We start from the raw sequence: 18887 nt of genomic DNA on the forward strand, positions 1-18887 counted from the left end.
GATCCGAACCCGGAGCGCCTGATATGCAGCCCTATATTCTGGTGATGGAGGATGAGGACGCCCTGGCGACCCTGCTCCAGTACAATCTTGAGAAGGAAGGGTATCGCGTGGTGATCGCGGCCGACGGCGACGAAGGCATGCTGCAGGTCGATGAATGCCTGCCCGACATGGTGCTGCTGGACTGGATGCTGCCCAAGCTGTCGGGCATCGAGGTCTGTCGTCGTATCCGCGGCAAGGCCGAGAGCCGCAACCTGCCGATCATCATGCTGACGGCGCGGGGCGAGGAGAGCGACCGCATTCGCGGCCTCGATACCGGGGCCGACGACTATCTGACCAAGCCGTTTTCGATGACCGAACTGCTGGCGCGCATCCGGGCGGTGCTGCGTCGCATTCGGCCCGGACTGGCCGACGACCGCATCAACCACGGCGACATCGTCATCGACCGCGTCGCCCACCGCGTGCGCCGGGCCGGCAACGAGATTCACCTCGGTCCGACCGAGTTCCGCCTGCTGGACCATCTGATGCAGCATCCCGGCCGGGTGTTCAGCCGCGAACAGCTGCTGGACGCGGTCTGGGGCAGTGACGTCTATGTCGAGGCGCGGACGGTGGATGTGCACGTGGGCCGGCTGCGCAAGGCGCTGAACGTCGAGGGCACGGTCAATCCGATCCGCACGGTCCGGTCGGCGGGCTATTCGCTGGATCTGGGGGGGTAGGGGTGCCCCGGTCTCTCAGGGTCTGACGCATTCGAGAGACCCGGACGGATAGAATCCGTCCCGGGCAAGTCGGTTGCGGAACGGCGCATCCCGCCGCATCCGATCGGTATAGGTTTCGGACCGGAACTCGATATCGAGGTGCGGATAGCAGCTCCTCAAAAACCGCTCCTCGACCACGATATAGACCACGCGATCGTCGCCCGGGGGCGTATCGACGGCACCGCTGACGTGCCGACCGTTGCTGCCGGCCTGGAATTCCGCCTCAGTCCGATAGAGCAACCAGCCGAGGGGGACGTGAAATCTCTCCGCAAACGCGCGCTGTTGTTGGAACGGCTCAATCTGGCCGGACTTCGCCAGCAGATGCTCATCAGAACTGCCGTGCAGGACGATCCGGGCCCCCGGTTCAACGACAATCCGGCGCGCAACGGGCAGGAAATAGTTGGCGCAGGAGGACTCGCAGTAGCCGTCGACAACGAACTCGGCGTTCATGGCATGCAGCCGCTCGGCGATCTTCATCGCGGTCACGACATTACCGCCGGGCGACCGGACCCTGACCGTGGCGGCTCCAGGTGAGGTGCTCACGCAGTCCAACATCGCCTGATCGGTCGGCCCGCGCAGAGTCAGGACTCCGTCGGACAGACTACAGCGGTTCCCGGGTGCGTTTGTCGGCATGATCGAGGCACAAGCCGCGAGGACCGATGCCCCGGTCGCCACGGCCAGGATGCCAAGAGGTCGGCGGAAGTATCGTTCAGAGTTCATAGCAGCGCAGCTCACTCATCGACATCCGCGACACATCGCGATGGCATTTAGCAAGATTGACGGCAGGCTGGAAACGTCATTGCTCCGGGTGCGTCCTGGCTAGTCGTTGTTCTCCACCGACTCGCTGCCAGTGACGCGCGACGCCTTACTTCCTTCCCCCATTTCGGGGGAAGGTGGCAGGCGGAGCCTGACGGATGGGGGCTGCTGACGGGCCTCTGATTGCAGAACCGCGGTTGCGGATGGAGCCCCCATCCGAGCCGCTGCGCGCCCCGTCCTTCCCCCGAAATGGGGGAAGGACGGGGCGGCGATGACCGCCAATGCTTCAAGTCACCAGGGTTCGGTCTTGCTCCATCCAGGAAGCGAGGCGGAGCCTGACGGATGGGGGCTGCTGACGGGGCCCTGACTGGAGAATCGTGGATGCGGATGGAGCCCCCATCCGAGCCGCTGCGCGGCCCACCTTCCCCCGAAATGGGGGAAGGACGGGGCAGCGATGACCGCCAACGCTTCACAGCGGCGCTCAAGCCGTTAGGGTTCGGTCTTGCTGTTGAGGAGCCGTTCCATGCGCCGTCGCACCTTTCTGTCGACCCTGCCCGCAGGGGCTGTTCTGGCCGGGGCCGGCGTCGCCAACGCCGCGATGGTGCAGACCCCTGCCGCGCGACCCGCCGTTCAGAACGCCGCACCCGCCGACCCCTATGCCGGCGTCGGTCCCGGCAATCGCAACAGCGGGGTGCAGTTCGTCAGTCGCTCGACCGTCTGGGGCGCGCACGGGGCGGCGGCGACGGCCCATCCGCGCGCGACGCTGATCGGCATCGACACGCTGAGGCGCGGGGGCTCGGCCATCGACGCGGCCATCGCCATCAATGCGGCGCTGGGCTTTCTGGAACCGACGGCCAACGGTATCGGCGGCGACGCCTTCTGCATGCTGTGGGACCCGGCGCAGCGCAAGGTGGTCGGCTTCAATGGCTCGGGCAACAGCCCGCGGGGCCTGTCGCTGGCCACAGTCCGCGCGAAGGCGGTCGATGGCCATGTGCCGAAATACGGGGCGGTGACGGTCAATGTGCCCGGCACGGTCGATGCCTGGTGGAGCGCCCACCAGCGCTACGGCAAGCTGCCGTGGAAGGAGGTGCTGCTGCCCGTCGCCGAGCTGTGCGAGGCGGGGGTGCCCATGCCCCAGCTGATCGCCTGGTACCTCGAGCGCAACATGGCCGGCTTCGACGCATCGAGCGCGATGATCGAGGAGAACGCCAACCGGAAACAGGTCTATGCCCCCGGTGGGCGCACCCCGGCGGTCGGCGAGGTGTTCGCCAATCCCCATCTGGGTCGCACCCTGCGTCTGATCGCCGAGGGCGGGCGCGACGCCTTTTATGAGGGTGAGATCGCCGACCATATCGAACGCTATTTCCGTCGCATCGGTGGCTGGCTGACCAAGGCCGATCTGGCCGCCCATCACACCGAATGGGTTGAGCCGATCCGCACCGACTACCGCGGCGTCGACGTCTATGGCCTCGGTCCCAATACCCAGGGCCTGTCGACCAACCAGATCCTCAATGTCTGCGAACGGTTCGACCTGAAGGGCATGGGGTTCCAGTCGGCCGCCTCGATCCACCATCAGGCCGAGGCCAAGCGGCTGGCGTTCGAGGACCGGGCCAGATGGTTCGCCGATCCGCGCTTCAGCGAGACGCCGGTCGAATGGCTGAATTCGAAGGCTTATGCCGCCGAACGGGCGCGGCTGATCCGGCCGGACCGGGTGATGGACCGGGTCTTCCCCGGCGACGCCCCGACCCACGGCGACACCACCTATTTCAGCGTCGCCGACAAGGACGGCATGATGGTCAGCTGGATCCAGTCCAACTATCGCGGCATGGGCTCGGGTCTGGCCCCCGACGACGGTCAGGGCAACCCGCTGGGCTTCATGTTCCAGGACCGGGGCGAGCTGTTCGCCCTGACCGACGGCCACCCCAACATCTATGCGCCGGGCAAGCGGCCCTTCCACACCATCATTCCCGGCTTCGCCTGCAAGGGTGGTGAGCCGTGGATGGCCTTCGGCGTCATGGGCGGCGGTATGCAGCCACAGGGACAGGCCCAGATCATCATCAATATGGTCGACTACGGCCTCGACCCGCAGGAGGCCGGCGACAGTCCGCGCTGGCAGCACGAGGGTTCATCCGAACCGACCGGCCAGCCGGCCGAGGGGGTCGGGGTGCTGCATCTGGAAACCGGCGTACCCGCCGCGACCAAGGCACAGCTGGAAGCCATGGGCTGGGTGCTGGGTGGCCCTGACGGCGGCTTCGGCGGCTATCAGAATGTGGTGCGTCAGGTGAACGGCCGCGGGCCGTGGACCTATGGCGCGGCGACCGAGATGCGCAAGGACGGGATCGCGCTGGCGTACTGACCGCACGTCCGCGTCAGCTTCAAAAGTCTTACTTTCTGTGGTAAGACTTGCCCATGCGCATTACCTCAAAGGGTCAGGTCACCATACCCATCGCCATCCGCGAACGGGCTGGCCTGTTGCCGCTTACCGAGGTGGAATGGGTCATGGAAGGCGGCAAGGTCGTGCTCAGGCCGGCCGACGGCCTGACGCGCGGGCAGCGCCTTGTCGAGCGGCTTCGAAACTCGGCCACGGCCAACACCGACATGTCAGCGGACGAACTCTTCGAGATGATGCGTGGGCCTTGGGAAGATTTGCCGGAGGAACCCGGCCCCGGCCTTCAGGAGAAGGCACGCCGGTTCGCCCCAAAGAAATGACGCCGGTCCTTGTCGACAGCAACGTCATTTTTGACGTGGTCGCACCTCTCGGCGAGTGGAAGGCGTGGTCGATCGACGCCCTGGCGCGCGCCGCGGACCGCAGCGCGTTGTACATCAATCAGATCGTCTATGCCGAAATCTCGGCGGGCTATCACCACGCTTCTGAGGTCGATGCGATTCTCGACACATTCGGGTTGGATCGGGACGACATGCCCTGGTCCGCCGCCTTCCTCGCAGGACGCGCCTACCAGACCTACCGGCAGCGTGGCGGGGAACGCCGCTCACCCCTGCCTGACTTCTTCATCGGGGCCCATGCGGCGGTACGGCGCTATACTCTGCTGACCCGCGACGCGCGGCGCTATCGCACGTATTTCCCCGGCATTGACCTGATCTGCCCGGATAGTGACTGAGCGCCTAAGTCGCCGACACCTCTTCCGGTTCCAGCTCATAGACGGTCGAGCAGTATTCGCAGGTCACCCGGATCTTGCCGTCGGCCTCGACCATGTCGGCTCGCGCTTCGGGATCGAAGGACGACAGAACCGCGCCGATGCGGTCTTTCGAACAGCGGCAGATCGCCTGCAGGGTGCGCGCATCCTCCAGCCGCACTCCGTCCTCGTGAAACAGGCGGAACAGCAGGATTTCCGGCGTGATGGTCGGGTCCAGCAGTTCGTCGTCGGCCAGGGTCTGGAACAGGGCGCGCGAGCGGTCCCAGACCTCGCGGGTCGATCCGCGTGCGTCATCCGAGGCGATGGTCTGGATCATGGCCCCGCCGGCGCGCCAGTGGGTGCCGGTTTCATCCGTGATTTCCCCGACCGAGAGGCGCACCCTGGTCGGAACCTGTTCGGATTGCTGGAAATAGTGTTCGGCGCACAGCGACAGGCTCTCGCCCTCGATCGGGGTGATGCCCTGGGTCCGTTCGAAGTCCGGGCCACGGTCCAGCGTCATGATGAACAGGCCCTGGCCCAGCAGGGTCTGGGCTCCCGGGCGGGCGAAGCCGGTCGAGGCCGCCGCGACTTCGTCGGCGTCATAGCGGCAGAAGCCACGCATGGTGCCCGAAGTATCGTAGTCGGCGACCGCATAGCGAACGGGACCGTCGCCCTGAACCTGAATGGTCAGATGCCCCTCGAACTTCAGGCTGGAGCCCACGAGGGCGGCCAGCGCGCAGGCCTCGCCCAGCAGGGCCGCGACGGGTTCCGGATAGGCGTGGGCCGACAGGATGGTGTCGATGACGGCCCCCATACGAACCAGCCGGCCACGCACCGGCCAGCCCTCGATCTGGAAGGCGGCGGCGATATCATCAACGGGTGCGTTCGGGGACGCGGGGTCATGCGCGTGGTCGGACACGGCTTATCCTTGCAGGAGGCTGTCGGAAGTCTCGCAAGATAGGCACCCGTACCGCCGATGGTAAGGGGACATCGTTGAGGTCGGTGCCAGAGCAAGACGCTTGTTCGACCCCGAACCTGCGGCGTAAGCCTTCCGTATGGAGCGGATGCGTGAACGGGCTCCCGTTTCCCGAAGCCGGGTCGCCACTTTTCATGCGACGCGCCCGGGGCCGGCGGAACCTCTGTTCGCCCGGTTCGCTCCCAGTTTCATGCGGGACCGACGTTCCGCCTTTCAACCGGGCGATGACGGACGTTATGATCCGACAGACGACGGTCTCGACAATGAGGTTCAATTTCCGATGGTTCAACAATTCAGTGCGCTGACCGAAGTTCGCAAACATCCGGGGGCCGTGGCCGGTGTCGTAGCGGTGCTGGCGGGCGTTGGACTGGCGGTCCTGATATTGAACCAAAGGACCGGCCCGACGCGGTTTGATCGTATGCGAGAGCGGTTCAACCCGCGGGACTGGGTCGATACGGAGGCCCTGCGCGATCGCGCCGGAGGTCTGGCCGATACAATCCGGCACGGGTTTGCCAATGTCAGCGAGCGGGCCGGAGACTTTGGCGGAGAAACGCGGGACCGGGCCGGGCGCTGGTTTCACGACACCGGCAAGGCCTCGAGAACCTCACTGAACCGGCACGGCAAAACCGCGCGGCGTTATGCCGGTCGGGCCGGTGGCTATGCCCGGGATCATGCGAAGGAGGGGGGAACCCTTCTGGCCATTGCCACGATCGCCGCGGCGATCGGTGCCGCGGCCCTTGAGGCGCGCAAACTGGATGACCGGTCGCGGGGAAACGCCCGCTACTGAACGGATAAGCCGTTGCTGCATCTGCGAAGGTGGGTCAGGTTAGCCTATGCGTGCAGCCTCGACCTTCGTATTCGATTTCGATTCGACCCTGGTGGCCTTCGAGACCCTGGAAGCCCTGGCCGATCAGGTGCTGGGTCGGGCTCCGGATCGGGACCGGATTATCGCGGACATTGCCCGTTTGACCGATCAGGCGATGGCCGGCGAGATCGCGTTCGGCGAGGCCCTGCGCGCGCGACTGGCCTTGCTGCCGCTGACCCGGGACGATGTGACGGCGCTGGCCGACCGGGCCGTTGAGGCCATGACGCCGTCCGTGCGTCGCAACCTGGCCTTCTTCCGCGACAATGCCGAACGCATCGTCATCCTGTCGGGTGGATTCCGCGACATTATCGCGCCGGTCGCCGAGGCCCTCGGGGTTTCCGCGTCCAGGGTGCTCGCCAACGACCTGGTCTATGACGCGGCCGGGCGGGTGACCGGTGTCGACGGCGACAATCCCCTGGCCGGACCGGACGGCAAGGTTCGCGCCCTTCAGGCGCTGAAATTGACGGGACCCGTGGTCATGGTCGGGGACGGCTGGACCGATGCGGAGGTCAAGCTGGGTGGCCTTGCCGATCGGTTCTACGCCTTTACCGAGGTGGCGCGCCGCGACCGGGTCGTGGCGGCGGCGGATTTCGAGGCCGGATCGATCGATGAACTGCTTCATGCCGAGGGACTGACCGGCCGCTGGTCTTACCCCCGAAATCGCATCCGCATGCTGTTGCTGGAGAATATCCATCCGGCGGCGGTCGAGCGTCTGGAAGAGGCGGGCTATTCGGTCGAGAGTCTGAAAGGGGCTCTGGGTGAGGATGCGTTGATCGCGCGCCTCAAGGGGGTCCATGTTCTGGGTGTGCGATCCAAGACCCAGGTCAGTGCCCGGGTGATCGAGGCCGCGGACCGGCTGATGGCCGTGGCCGCCTTCTGCATCGGGACCAACCAGATCGATCTGGACGCCGCCGCCGATCACGGCGTGGCCGTGTTCAACGCGCCCTATTCCAATACCCGGTCGGTGGTCGAGCTGGCCGTCGGGCTGATGATCGTGCTGATGCGCGATGTGTCGGACAAGAGCGCGGCGATGCATCGGGGCGATTGGAACAAGTCGGCGACCGGGTCGCGCGAGCTGCGCGGCAAGACCCTGGGCATCGTCGGTTACGGTGCCATAGGATCACAGCTCTCGGTGTTGGCCGAGGGGTTGGGGATGCGGGTTGTGTTCCATGATCTGTCGGAACGGCTGGCACTGGGCAATGCGCGCCGGATGCGGTCGCTGGACGCCTTGCTGGCCGAGAGTGACGTGGTCAGCCTGCATGTCGACGGCCGGACCGAGAACGCCGCCCTGATCGGCGCGGCCGAGCTGGGCCGGATGAAGCCAGGGGCGCTGTTGCTGAACCTGTCGCGCGGTCACATCCTGGACGTTGGGGCCCTGGCCCAGGCGCTGGGCTCAGGACGGATCGGTGGCGCGGCGGTCGATGTCTTCCCTGAGGAGCCGGCCACCAATGCGGAGCCTTTCGACAGCCCCCTGAGGGGCCTGAGGAATGTCATTCTGACGCCGCACATCGGCGGCTCGACCGAAGAGGCCCAGGAGGCGATCGCGGAGTTCGCGGCGGACCGTCTGCTCGGTTATCTGAACCGGGGCGACACGACCTTCTGCGTCAACCTGCCCAACGTGCAGTTGTCAGAGGTGAGCGGTGCCCACAGGATCCTGCATATTCACCGGAACCAGCCCGGCGTTCTGGCCGAGCTGAACCGGTCGCTGGCGGCGGGCGGGTTGAATATCCTGGGGCAACACCTGAAGACTGACGAGCGTACCGGCTATGTCATTACGGACGTTGATCGGGACTACGATGTCGGTTCTCTCGATGCGTTGAGGGGTGTTACCGGAACGCTGCGCTTTCGGGTACTTTACTAAAACCTTCCCCAACGGCACCTTGCGTGTTTGTGAAAGCGGCGCAAAGTGTTGGTTAACAGCCGCATACCGACGGTTGAGGGAGGAAAACCATGTCTCGTTTCCTGAGTAGCGCAGCGCTCGCTGCCCTGACCATGGCTGCAGCCTGTGCTGTCGCCGGAGCCGCCGATGCCCAGAGCTATGGTCGTCTGGTCGTATTTGGCGACAGCCTGAGCGACAACGGCAACCTTTATGCCGCGACCGGCAATACCACGCCGACCTCGCCACCCTACTACCAGGGTCGCTTTTCGAACGGGCCGGTCTTTACCGAACTGCTGGGCTTTACAGTCGGCCGGTCCGCCCTCGGGGCTTCGGTGACCGGCAGCACCAACTATGCCTATGGTGGTGCCCGTTCGGACAGTTCGGCCTTCCCGCCGGGGATGCGCAACCAGCTGCTGGCCTATACGGGTGCCGGCGGAACCTTTGGGTCCAACGACCTGGTCAGCATCCTGGGCGGGGCCAACAACCTGTTGCAGGGCGTACCGGTCGCGGCCGTATCCACCAACCCGACCGGGACCCTGGGCGCGATTGCGCTCAGTGCGGCGACGGACATCAACTTCATCACCAACAGCGTGGCCACCGCCGGTGCAGGGACCATCCTGGTCTCCAACCTGCCCAAGCTGAGCCTGACGCCACAGTTCAACCAGGGTGCCGGCCTGCCGGCGGCACCGCTGGCCGATTACGGGGCCTCGACCTTCAACGGAGCCCTGCTGACCGGACTTATGACCACGGCGGCGGCGCATCCGAACACCAACATCATCATGATGGATCTGTTCAAGGTGGCCGACGTGATCGCGGCCAGTCCCGGCGCGTTTGGCCTGACCAACGTTAAGGACACCTGCTTCAACGGGGTGACCGTCTGCGCCAATCCGGGCAGCTATTTCTACTGGGACACGGTGCATCCGACGGCCGCCGGGCACCAGATGCTGGCCTCGCTGGCCAACGACTATCTCTACTATGGCGACATCGGGGCCCAGTCGACGGTGCAGGGGGAGGCGGCTTTCCGTCAGCGTGAGGACATGCTGGACCTGTCCAGTGAGATCGTCTCCGGCCATGCGCCATGGGAGGCGGGCACCCATCTGACCTTCGGGGCCCTGGCCGACAGCGCGACAACCGATGCCCGCGGTTCGGTGGCCGAGACCACGGCCAAGGGTTGGGGCGGCCGGGTCGGTCTCGACCATGTGATCGACGAGAACTTCCGCTTCGGTCTGGCGGGCTCGTTCCGCACCGCGGACGTTGAGGCCGGGAAGATGTCGTTCGAGCTGCGCAGCTACGGTTTCGACGTCTATGCCGGCTGGCGCTCGGGCAATGTGTTCGCCAATGCTTCGGCCGGTGGGGCCATCGACAAGTTCGAGGACATCAAGCGGGTCACTTCGCTGGCCCCGATCGTTCACACGGGCCAGACCGACGGTGGTAGCCTGGGAGCCCGGGCCCAGACCGGCATGTGGTTCGACATGGGCGGTATCGCCGTGTCGCCGCGGGTGGCTGTGACCTGGGTCAAAACCGAGGTGAACGGCTACAACGAGACCGGTGCCGCGGCCCAGTACGATTACCGGGACCGCACGCTGCAGGGTGTCAGCGGCGAGGTGTCGCTGCGGGCCGAAGGCGGCGGTGAGGGCCTGTCCTTCTATGTCGAGGGCGGCTACCGCGACTCGATTTCGGACAGCAGCGATGCGGTTCGGGTCGGCATTTTCGCCAATCCGGCCCAGACCCTGTCGCGGAAGTTCGACGACCCGTTCGGCGGCTCGTTCATCGCCTCGGCGGGGCTGGAGAGCCATCTGGGACCGGTCAAGGTCTCGGCCGGTTATCGGGGCCGTTTCGGTGATCATGCCGACAGCCACACCGGGGCGCTGACCTTTAGCCTGCCGCTGTAGACAGGCCATATCGACCGACAACGGGGGGCGCGCGGCCGGAGGGTCGCGCGCCCTTTGTTCTGCGAGCTTTAGGTTCCCGTCCTGCGACAACGCGCCGCTGCCGGCGCCCCAAAGTCGCCCAATGGAGTCTTAGAAGGGCGGTCTCACGGTCGTCGTTCCCGTCCGCTCGCCATTCGCGGAGCCTGACGATGATCCCCCCGCTCGATGAGCTTAAGCCGGAGACGTTGCCTCCATGCGAAGCCCTGTGTCGATCACACGGTCCTTTCTGATCCATTCGGGTCAGACCCTGATGCTGGCCGGTATGGCCGTGCTGGCCATGGCCGCTGCGCCGATGGGACCCGTTTCCGTCGCCGCCGCCGCCGATACCACCGCCGAGTCGCCGGAAGCGGCACCGGTCCAGGCCGTGGCCGAACCGGCCGGGCCAGTGACCCGTGAAATCGAGTTCAGCGGACCGGTGCGCGGCTACGGCGTCAACTCGCCCTACGGCCTGCGCAAACTGGCCGGGGAAGCCCGCGCCCGGGCCCACAAGGGTGTGGACATCGCCGCTCCGCGCGGCACCGGTGTCTATGTCGCGGCCGAGGGTCGGGTGCTGAGGACCGGCTATGACGCCGGGGGCTACGGTAATTTCATCGAGGTGGCCCATCCCAACGGCATGACCACCCTGTACGGCCATCTGAGCCGGGTCGATGTGGCCTCGGGCATGGCGCTGGAATCCGGACACCGCATCGGTCTGGTCGGTTCGACCGGCTATTCGACCGGCCCGCACCTGCATTTCGAGGTCACCCGCAACGGCCGGACCGTGAATCCGGCCAAGGTGGTGGGGCGCGCGTTCGATGTGGTGATCCGGGCCAGCCTGGCCTGATCCCTGCCGGGACCGCCCGGAATTCTGCACATCAAGTCCGTATCCGCCTGTCGGCGTCAGCGTCGACTGCGGGTTCCTGACCGTCAATGATCGACCCGGTGCCGTTTCCGGTGGCGGTGCGCCGTTTGCCCTTGCTAGGTTGCACGTCAGCTTTGGGGAAGACGGTATGGTTGCGGCATTGACGCTTGAGGGTTTGAGCAAGCGGTACGGCGACTTTCAGGCCGTGCGGGACCTCAGCTTCCAGGTCGAGAAGGGCACGATCTGCGGTTTTCTGGGCCCCAATGGCGCGGGCAAGACCTCGACCATCCGCATGATCCTGGGTCTGCAGTCGGCCAGCGCCGGGCGGATCGAGATCCTGGGTTCGAACGATGGCCGCAAGGTAAGGGACCGGATCGGTTTCCTGCCCGAGGAGCGCGGTCTCTACAAGAAGATGACTCCGGTTGAGGCCATCGCCTTCTTTGGCTCGCTGAAAGGCCTGCCCGCGAGCGAGGGCCGTCGCCGCGCGCGTGAGATGCTGGACGCCCAGGGACTGGGTGACGCCAAGCGCAAGAAAATGAAGGAGCTGTCCAAGGGCATGTCCCAGAAGGTGCAGCTGATCGCGGCGGTGGTGCACCGGCCGGAGTTCGTGATCCTGGACGAGCCCTTCTCGGGTCTGGACCCGGTCAATCAGCAGGGGCTGGAGGTGGTGATCCGTGATCTGGCCGCCAACGGGGCCACCGTTCTGTTCTCGACCCATGTGATGCAGCACGCCGAACGGCTGTGCGACAAGGTGGTACTGCTGGCGCGGGGTCAGAAGGCGTTCGAGGGCACGGTGACCCAGGCGCGGGCGACCTCGCGCCGGTTCCTGGAACTGGAAGGGGCGATCGCTCCGGATCAGGCCGCGGGCCTGCCGGGTGTGGTCCATGTCGAGACGGTGTCTGATCTTGACGGGGTGCGGGTGCTGAAGGCCCAGCTGTCGCCGGGCGGGCACGGGCAGGAGGCGCTGAAGGCGGCCTTCCTCGGCGGGCTGGACGTCCGGCGCTTTGAACTGCGCGAACCCAGTCTGCACGACGCCTTTATTGATCTGACCGGTGACAATCCCGATCAGGACCAGTCCGTGAAAGCGGCCCATGCGGAGGCCGTGCGATGAAACGCACCCTGTTGATCGCGCGCCGTGAGTACGCGGCCTATGCCCGGACCGTCGGTTTCTGGCTGTCGCTGCTGGCTTTTCCGATGTTCGCGGTGCTGGGCGGCGGTCTTCCCATACTGATCAAGTCGACCGAACCCGTCAGTGCCGTGGCCCTGATCGAGGAGGGGCCGGCGGCGACCGGACTGGCCGCCTCGGTACGCGAGGCCTTGCAGGACGAGGTCGACCGCCGCGCCGGTGAGGCGCGCGAATCTGCCGAGAAGGCCCGGGTCGCGGCCGATCTATCGGTTGATCCGGCCAAGGCCAACCCGATGATGGCCAGTGCCGGGGCCAGCACCGCCGCCGCGCTGGACAAGACCCGGGTCCGGCTGGTTCCGGTCCCGCCCGAGATTGTCGCGAGCGTGCCAGGAGAAGCCCAGGACGCGCTGTTGCGTCGCTATCTGGGCGACGAGACACCCAAGGCGCAGCGACTGGATGCGGTGGTTTTCCTGACGCGGGTCGACGGCCAGCCGGCGGCGCGGGTCTGGACCGCCGGAACCACCAACAGCCGGGTCGAGAGTTTCGTGCGCAACGCCCTGCGCTCGGCCAACCGGCGGCAGGTGTTCGAAAGTGCGGGCATCGATCCGGCCGTGGTCTCGGCCACCGAGCGGTTCGATCCCGCGGTCACGGCCTTCTCGCCCAGATCGATCAGCGGCGGCGAGCTGTCGTTCCGCGACCGGGCCCCGGCCTTTATCGGTCTGGCGGCCGGATTCATCCTGTGGTCGCTGATCATCACCGGGGCCTCGATCCTGCTGAACAGCGTGATGGAGGAGAAGTCGAACCGGATTCTCGAGGTTCTGCTGTCTTCGGCCTCGGCCACGGAGATCCTGACCGGCAAGGTGCTGGGCGTGGCCCTGCTGACGCTGACGGTGATGCTGGCCTGGGGCGGGATCGGCTCGGCGGCCCTGATCGCCTTCGCACCGGAACGGGCGGTCGACATCGGCCAGGTGCTGCTGCATGGCGGCATGCTGGGGTATTTCGGGGCCTATATGGTCGGCGGTTACCTGATGTACGCGGTGCTGTTCGCGGCCATCGGGGCCTTCTGCGAAACGCCGCGTGACGCCCAGACCCTGATGGGGCCGATCATGATGGTGCTGGTGGTGCCGATCATTGTCATGCAGATGGCCTTGCAGACGCCGGACGCCCCGGTGGTCAAGATCCTGTCGTGGATCCCCTTCTTCACCCCCTTCCTGATGATCGCCCGTATGCCCAGCGATCCACCGATGATCGAGATCGCCGGCACCATGGGGGGCATGTTCGTCACCGCCCTGTTCATGGTCTGGGCGGCGGGCCGCGCCTTTCGCGCCGGGGCCCTGTCGGACATCAAGCTGAGCTGGAAAAGTTTCGCCGGGGCGGTGCGGGGCGGGCGGTAGGGATCAGTGTCCCTTCTCCCCTTGCGGGAGAAGGTGGCAGCCGAAGGCTGACGGATGAGGGGTTTCTCGGCCAGCGAGAGTCGGCGACCTCCTGCGGACTGCCCATGGGGTCGGCCTGTGTGACCCCTCATCCGACCTCCCCCGGGTCAAGCCCGGTGTCGGCCACCTTCTCCCGCAAGGGGAGAAGGACGCTGTTTCGCACAAGGAAAAGGCCGCTCCGGTTGCCCGGGGCGGCCTTTGAAATCCTTGGGTGGCGTTCGCTCTAGGAGCGGTTGCCGCCGCCGGCAGCACCGGGACCCGGCACGCGGGGCTTCGGAGGCGGCAGGAGGCCTTCGCGCTGCATACGCTTGCGTGCCAGCTTGCGGGCACGACGGACAGCCTCGGCCTTTTGACGGGCGCGCTTTTCCGACGGCTTCTCATAATGCACGTGGCGCTTCATTTCACGGAAGCTGCCTTCGCGTTGCATCTTCTTCTTTAGGGCTTTGAGCGCTTGATCGACGTTATTATCGCGAACGAAAATCTGTACCAGGGTTATCTCTCCTTTGGCCGCCCGCCGCGTCCTTTCAAAGGGAGACGGGCAGACAAATAAAATCGTGTACCGTCGAGCATGGCCCACGGGTGAAGGCGGGCTGATACACGAGCGGGTCCACCCTGTCCAGATCGTCGCGGTGGGAGATGGTGGCTCGCGAACCGCGGCGCAAAGGCCTATTCTGCGGGCTGAAGACCGGGATTTCATTCTATCCGAAGGCCGTTGAGCGCGCCATGACCGCATCGCAAACCTTGCCCCCCGAGGGCGACTGGGCCGACCGGATGGAGCAGGCTGTGCTGGACTCAGCCGTCCGCCTGGCTCCGCAACAGGGCTGGAACGGGCGGATGGTCCGGGCGGCCTGTGCCGCCGAAGGTCTGTCGCGCGGGGATGAGGAACTGCTGCTGCCCAACGGGGCACGCGATCTGGCCGTTCTGCTGTCGCGCCGCCACGACGCCCGGGCCCTGGCCGAGCTGGCGACGGTCGAGGCCAAGACCCTGAAGATGCGCGAGCGAATCGCCCGGGCCGTATCGGCACGGATGGAGGCGGGGGCCGCCGATCTGGAGGCCACGCGCCGTTGTGCCGCCTTTCTGGCCCTGCCGACCAACGTCGATCTGGGGCTGAAGCTGGCGTGGGAGAGCGCCGACCACCTGTGGCACTGGGCCGGGGACACGGCCACCGACTGGAACCACTATTCCAAGCGCACCATCCTGTCCGGCATCCTGATCCCGGCCCTGACGATGCGCTGGTTCGACGGACGCGAGGCAGCCGAGGCCTTCGTCGCTGCGCGGATCGAGAACGTGATGAGTTTCGAGAAGTGGAAGGCCGGCAAGGATTTCGACGCCCCGCTGAAGCGGGTGACCGAGATGCTGAGCCGGATGCGGTACGGAGCGAAGGTCTAGCTAGCTTCCCTCTCCCAACGGGAGAGGGAAGATCACAGCGGCTTCACCCGGTTTACATGCGCCATCTTGCGGCCGGGGCGGGCCTCGGCCTTGCCGTACAGGTGCAGGCGGGCGTCGGGTTCGGCGGCCAGGGTCGGCCAGGCGTTGACGGCCTCGCCCAGCAGATTGGTCATCTCGACCCGGGCGTGGGCCGTGGTCGGGCCCAGCGGCCAGCCGGCGACGGCGCGGACGTGTTGTTCGAACTGGTCGCAGACGCAACCGTCCTGGGTCCAGTGGCCGGTGTTGTGGACGCGCGGCGCGATCTCATTGACCAGCAGGGTGCCGTCACCGAGGTCGAACAGCTCGATGCCCATGACCCCGACATAGTCGAGGCCTTCCAGTACGGCGATGGCGATGGCGCTGGCGCGGGCGTCAGTCCTGGCGTCGACCTCGGCCGGGGCAACAGTGGTGGCCAGCACGCCGCCGGCATGGTGGTTCTCGCCCAGCGGATAGACGGCGACGGCACCGTCGCGGCCGCGGGCGGCGATGATCGACAGTTCGCGTGTAAAGTCGGCCTTCGCCTCGAGAATGGCCGGGACCTCGCCGATGTCCGTCCAGGCGGTGGCGGCCTGATCGGCAGTGCGGATCCAGGCCTGGCCCTTGCCGTCATAGCCGTCGCGGCGGGTCTTGAGCAGGGCGGGCAGACCGATGTCGTTCAGGGCGGCAGTCAGGTCGTCGAGGCTGTCGACGGCGGCAAAGGCGACGGTGGTGGCCCCGACGCTGTTGAGGAAGGTCTTTTCCACGACCCGGTCCTGGGCCGTGGACAGGGCGGTCGGGCCCGGCGCGACGAGGGCCCCGCCTCCGGCCAGGACCTCGATCGAGGCGGCGGGGACGTTCTCGAACTCGAACGTCACGACATCGCAGACCCGGCCCATGACGTTGAGGGCGGTGGGATCGTCATAGGCGGCGACGATCTGACCGCGCGAGACGCGTCCGGCCGGGCTGTTTTCCTGCGGGTCGAGAATGACGACGTCGAAGCCGAGGCGCGAGGCGGCCTGGGACAGCATCCGGCCCAGCTGACCGCCGCCGAGAATACCAAGGGTGGAGCCGGGCGGAAGCGGGGCCACTCAGTCCTCGACCGTCTCGTGGACGGATTCGGTCAGGGCCTCGCGGTAGCTGGCGAGGCGACCGGCCAGGGTTTCGTCCGACAGGGCCAGAATCTGGGCGGCGAGGATGCCGGCGTTGGTGGCTCCGGCCTCGCCGATGGCCAGGGTGGCCACGGGCACGCCGCCGGGCATCTGGACGATGGACAGCAGGCTGTCGAGGCCGCTGAGGGCTTTCGACTGAACCGGCACGCCCAGCACCGGCAGTTCGGTCATGGAGGCGGCCATGCCGGGCAGGTGGGCAGCCCCGCCGGCCCCGGCGATGATGACCTTGAAGCCCGCGGACCTGGCCCCCGAGGCGAACTCATAGAGGCGTTTGGGGGTGCGGTGGGCGCTGACGACCTTCGCCTCCCAGGCCACACCGAGGCGGTCGAGGGTCTCGGCGGCGCGTTTGAGGGTCGGCCAGTCCGAGCGGCTGCCCATGATGATCGCCACCGGCGGTGTCATCGCCATATCGCCAAGCTCCCCCAGGCCCGCCGCAGGGCGGCCCTGACTGTGGATCGGGCGCGAAAAGGGGCCGAAACCCGCGGGATCACGCTCCGGGAAAGAGGCCGGTTACAGCACACGCGTTGCGCCCGCAACCGAGGGCGATAGCATGGGGGTCCGTCGCGGCCCCTGAGTCGCGTCGCCGGGAGTTCTTCTGACCGTGAGCCAGACGGCCGCCAAATCGTCCGACGGGGCCCTGAATGCCGAGCTCGTGCGCCTGCGCGCCGAGGTCGAGGCCCTGCGCCTGCGGGCCGAGGCGGCCGAGGCGGCGGCGGAGACCGATGTCCTGACCCCGGCACTGAACCGGCGCGGCTTCGTCGGGGCGCTGAACCGGACCATGGCCTACTGCCAGCGTCACGGGGTGCCGGCGGTGCTGCTGTATCTGGATCTGGACGGGTTCAAGCGGGTCAATGACCAGCTGGGCCACGCGGCCGGGGACGCGGCCCTGGTGCAGGTGGCGCGGCTGATGCTGACCAATCTGCGTGAGTCCGACGCCGTGGGTCGGCTGGGCGGTGATGAATTCGGCCTGCTGATGCTGAACGCCGGCATCGACGAGGGTCGCGACAAGGCCCGGAAGCTGGCGGCGGCGCTGGAGACCGGGGGCTTCGTCTGGGACGGGGTGCAGACGGCGCTGGGCGGGTCGTTCGGTGTGCGCTGCTGGGCCGGACACAGCGACGCCGAGGTCTGGCTGGCCGAGGCCGACGCCGCCATGTGGATCCGCAAGAAGGCGCGCTGAGCCGCCGCGACGGCTCAGGCGATGATGTCGGGCAGGATGCGATTCTCGAATTTGGTGATCTCGTCGCGCAGCAGCAGCTTCTTGCGCTTGAGTCGGGCGATCAGCAGCTGATCGGGAATCGGCATGTGGCCGAGGGCCTCGATCGAGGCCTCGAGGTCGGCGTGTTCGGCCTTCAGGACCTTGAGACGGGCCTGCAGGGCTTTCTGTTCGTCGTTCAGGAAAGGTTCGTCGTCGTTCATGATGGGGCCCCGGCGTCGTTGTTTATAACCGAGTGGCGCTCAGGCCGGAAGGTGTTCGGCGAGACGGATCAGGGCCGGGCGCGGGGTCAGGTCGCCCCACTGGCGCGCGGTCGCAGCCATGGCCTCGACCGGTGAGCGCACCGGACCGGACGGGGCGGGGGACAGACTCTCGAGCGCGATCAGCAGCTGACGCTCGGCCTCCAGCTCGACGGCCTTGACCTGATTGCGGACAGCCTCGCGGGCGGCGTCGTCGAGATCGGGTATCGGGGCCTTTAGGGTGCGCCGCACACCGCGTAGCGGGGCGACGGCGACCAGATCCCAGGCGCGGGCGGTGTCACAGGCGGCCTCGACGGTCTCGGCATCGGGGTGACGGCCGGTGGCGGCGGTCCAGGCCGCCCACAACAGCAGCGGCACATTCTGGTCGTGACGGTCCTGCAGTGTCAGGCAGGTGTCGGCGACCCCGGGGGCGGCATAGGCCCGCACGGCCCAGTCCCACAGGCTCATGCTCCGGGCTCGGCCTTCAGGCCGTCCCAGCGCCGCACGGCGGCCCAGTCGAGGCCGAACAGGTCCAGTGCACGGCCGACCGACTGGTCGACCATCTCGGCGATGGACGTCGGCCGGGCATAGAAGGCGGGCAGGGGCGGGGCGATGATCGCGCCCATCTCGGCCAGGGCGGTCATGGTGCGCAGATGGCCGAGGTGCAGCGGCGTCTCGCGCACCATCAGCACCAGCGGGCGACGCTCCTTCAGGGTCACGTCGGCGGCGCGGGTCAGCAGGGTCGAGGTCACGCCGGTGGCGATTTCGCTCATGGTGCGGACCGAACAGGGGGCGACGATCATGCCCAGCGTCCGGAACGAGCCCGAGGCGATGGTCGCCCCGACGTCGGCTAATTTGTGCACGACGTCGGCCTTGGCCGTCAGGTCGTCGGGCTCGAGATCGGTCTCCTGGGACAGGGTCAGCAGCGCCGCGCGGGTGACCACCAGATGACTCTCAACCTGCAGTTCATGCAGGGCATCCAGTGTCCGTACACCGTAGGCCACACCCGAAGCCCCGGAGATTCCGACAACGATTCGCGGGGGGATAGTGCGTACTGCTCCGTTCACATCTTCGGCCATATTGGGGTCCAGGGTTTCATGGTCCGGACGGTCGACGGGTCACCCATTTGTGATTCCACAGTCGGCCTCGTCGGGCGTTCATTGTGT

20 protein-coding genes and 1 pseudogene are annotated in these 18887 nt (G+C 66.8%); 13 read left to right on the forward strand and 8 right to left on the reverse strand.

The genetic code is table 11. The features are described 5' to 3' along the window. Positions 1–23 precede the first annotated feature (23 nt). Positions 24–713: a phosphate regulon transcriptional regulator PhoB gene (gene phoB, locus AAC050_RS10860; RefSeq protein ID WP_339915106.1), complete on the forward strand. Its 690-nt coding sequence runs from the start codon at positions 24–26 to the stop codon at positions 711–713. Between the two features lie 15 nt (positions 714–728). Here phoB and AAC050_RS10865 read toward each other — a convergent pair whose 3' ends face one another. Next, positions 729–1295: a hypothetical protein gene (locus AAC050_RS10865; RefSeq protein WP_339915107.1), complete on the reverse strand. Its 567-nt coding sequence runs from the start codon at positions 1293–1295 to the stop codon at positions 729–731. Between the two features lie 736 nt (positions 1296–2031). On the opposite strand from AAC050_RS10865, the gene AAC050_RS10870 reads away from it, so the two are divergent. Genes AAC050_RS10870 through AAC050_RS10880 form a run of 3 tightly spaced genes read left to right on the forward strand, consistent with a single transcriptional unit; the run spans position 2032 to position 4627 of the window. Continuing rightward, positions 2032–3864 carry a gamma-glutamyltransferase family protein gene (locus tag AAC050_RS10870; protein WP_339915108.1) on the forward strand — a complete coding sequence of 611 codons (1833 nt, stop codon included), beginning with the start codon at positions 2032–2034 and terminating at the stop codon, positions 3862–3864. Positions 3865–3917: 53 nt separating this feature from the next. After that, positions 3918–4217: an AbrB/MazE/SpoVT family DNA-binding domain-containing protein gene (locus tag AAC050_RS10875; protein WP_339915109.1), complete on the forward strand. Its 300-nt coding sequence runs from the start codon at positions 3918–3920 to the stop codon at positions 4215–4217. After that, a complete protein-coding gene (locus AAC050_RS10880) occupies positions 4214–4627 on the forward strand; it encodes a type II toxin-antitoxin system VapC family toxin (protein ID WP_339915110.1) in 414 nt (137 codons plus the stop codon). The genes AAC050_RS10875 and AAC050_RS10880 overlap by 4 nt, the downstream gene beginning before the upstream one ends. Positions 4628–4631: 4 nt before the next feature. Here AAC050_RS10880 and AAC050_RS10885 read toward each other — a convergent pair whose 3' ends face one another. Further along, on the reverse strand, positions 4632–5561 hold the full coding sequence (locus tag AAC050_RS10885) for an Hsp33 family molecular chaperone (RefSeq protein WP_339915111.1): 930 nt from the start codon (positions 5559–5561) through the stop codon (positions 4632–4634). A 337-nt stretch (positions 5562–5898) separates the two neighbouring features. Here AAC050_RS10885 and AAC050_RS10890 point away from each other — a divergent pair, with 337 nt between their 5' ends. The 7 genes and pseudogenes from AAC050_RS10890 (at position 5899) to AAC050_RS10920 (ending at position 13654) form a co-directional block, all read left to right on the forward strand. Continuing rightward, positions 5899–6405: a hypothetical protein gene (locus tag AAC050_RS10890; RefSeq protein WP_339915112.1), complete on the forward strand. Its 507-nt coding sequence runs from the start codon at positions 5899–5901 to the stop codon at positions 6403–6405. Positions 6406–6451: 46 nt separating this feature from the next. Next, positions 6452–6979 (forward strand): annotated as a pseudogene (locus AAC050_RS10895) (HAD-IB family phosphatase); the annotation flags it as partial. A gap of 135 nt (positions 6980–7114) precedes the next feature. Beyond that, positions 7115–8344: a phosphoglycerate dehydrogenase gene (serA, locus tag AAC050_RS10900; protein WP_339915186.1), complete on the forward strand. Its 1230-nt coding sequence runs from the start codon at positions 7115–7117 to the stop codon at positions 8342–8344. Between the two features lie 89 nt (positions 8345–8433). After that, entirely contained in the window at positions 8434–10254 is a 1821-nt protein-coding gene (locus AAC050_RS10905) for an autotransporter domain-containing protein (protein WP_339915113.1), read from the forward strand. A gap of 232 nt (positions 10255–10486) precedes the next feature. Further along, positions 10487–11116 (forward strand): M23 family metallopeptidase, encoded by a 630-nt coding sequence (locus tag AAC050_RS10910; protein ID WP_339915114.1) that lies wholly within the window; start codon positions 10487–10489, stop codon positions 11114–11116. A gap of 166 nt (positions 11117–11282) precedes the next feature. After that, entirely contained in the window at positions 11283–12245 is a 963-nt protein-coding gene (locus tag AAC050_RS10915) for an ATP-binding cassette domain-containing protein (protein WP_339915115.1), read from the forward strand. Continuing rightward, the gene (locus AAC050_RS10920; protein ID WP_339915116.1) at positions 12242–13654 is read left to right on the forward strand and encodes an ABC transporter permease; all 1413 of its coding nucleotides are present in this window, start codon (positions 12242–12244) and stop codon (positions 13652–13654) included. The genes AAC050_RS10915 and AAC050_RS10920 overlap by 4 nt, the downstream gene beginning before the upstream one ends. 262 nt (positions 13655–13916) lie before the next feature. On the opposite strand, the gene rpsU is transcribed toward AAC050_RS10920, so the two are convergent. Continuing rightward, the gene (gene rpsU, locus AAC050_RS10925; RefSeq protein WP_201104539.1) at positions 13917–14183 is read right to left on the reverse strand and encodes a 30S ribosomal protein S21; all 267 of its coding nucleotides are present in this window, start codon (positions 14181–14183) and stop codon (positions 13917–13919) included. A gap of 233 nt (positions 14184–14416) precedes the next feature. On the opposite strand from rpsU, the gene AAC050_RS10930 reads away from it, so the two are divergent. Then, complete coding sequence (locus AAC050_RS10930) at positions 14417–15082, forward strand: COQ9 family protein (RefSeq protein WP_339915117.1); 666 nt, start codon at positions 14417–14419, stop codon at positions 15080–15082. A gap of 32 nt (positions 15083–15114) precedes the next feature. Here AAC050_RS10930 and AAC050_RS10935 read toward each other — a convergent pair whose 3' ends face one another. Beyond that, positions 15115–16188, reverse strand: a complete 1074-nt coding sequence (locus AAC050_RS10935) for a 5-(carboxyamino)imidazole ribonucleotide synthase (RefSeq protein WP_339915118.1) — start codon at positions 16186–16188, stop codon at positions 15115–15117. Next, a complete protein-coding gene (purE, locus tag AAC050_RS10940; RefSeq protein WP_339915119.1) occupies positions 16189–16677 on the reverse strand; it encodes a 5-(carboxyamino)imidazole ribonucleotide mutase in 489 nt (162 codons plus the stop codon). Between the two features lie 193 nt (positions 16678–16870). On the opposite strand from purE, the gene AAC050_RS10945 reads away from it, so the two are divergent. Next, entirely contained in the window at positions 16871–17446 is a 576-nt protein-coding gene (locus tag AAC050_RS10945) for a GGDEF domain-containing protein (protein ID WP_339915120.1), read from the forward strand. 14 nt (positions 17447–17460) lie between these two features. On the opposite strand, the gene AAC050_RS10950 is transcribed toward AAC050_RS10945, so the two are convergent. Genes AAC050_RS10950 through AAC050_RS10960 form a run of 3 tightly spaced genes read right to left on the reverse strand, consistent with a single transcriptional unit; the run spans position 17461 to position 18800 of the window. Next, entirely contained in the window at positions 17461–17685 is a 225-nt protein-coding gene (locus AAC050_RS10950) for a DUF465 domain-containing protein (protein ID WP_339915121.1), read from the reverse strand. Positions 17686–17724: 39 nt separating this feature from the next. Next, complete coding sequence (locus tag AAC050_RS10955) at positions 17725–18189, reverse strand: TIGR02444 family protein (RefSeq protein ID WP_339915122.1); 465 nt, start codon at positions 18187–18189, stop codon at positions 17725–17727. Next, positions 18186–18800, reverse strand: a complete 615-nt coding sequence (locus AAC050_RS10960) for a UbiX family flavin prenyltransferase (protein ID WP_339915123.1) — start codon at positions 18798–18800, stop codon at positions 18186–18188. Before AAC050_RS10960 ends, AAC050_RS10955 begins: the two co-directional genes overlap by 4 nt. Between the last annotated feature and the right edge of the window lie 87 nt (positions 18801–18887).

Source organism: uncultured Brevundimonas sp. (genome assembly GCF_963974615.1).
Classification (GTDB): Bacteria; Pseudomonadota; Alphaproteobacteria; order Caulobacterales; family Caulobacteraceae; genus Brevundimonas.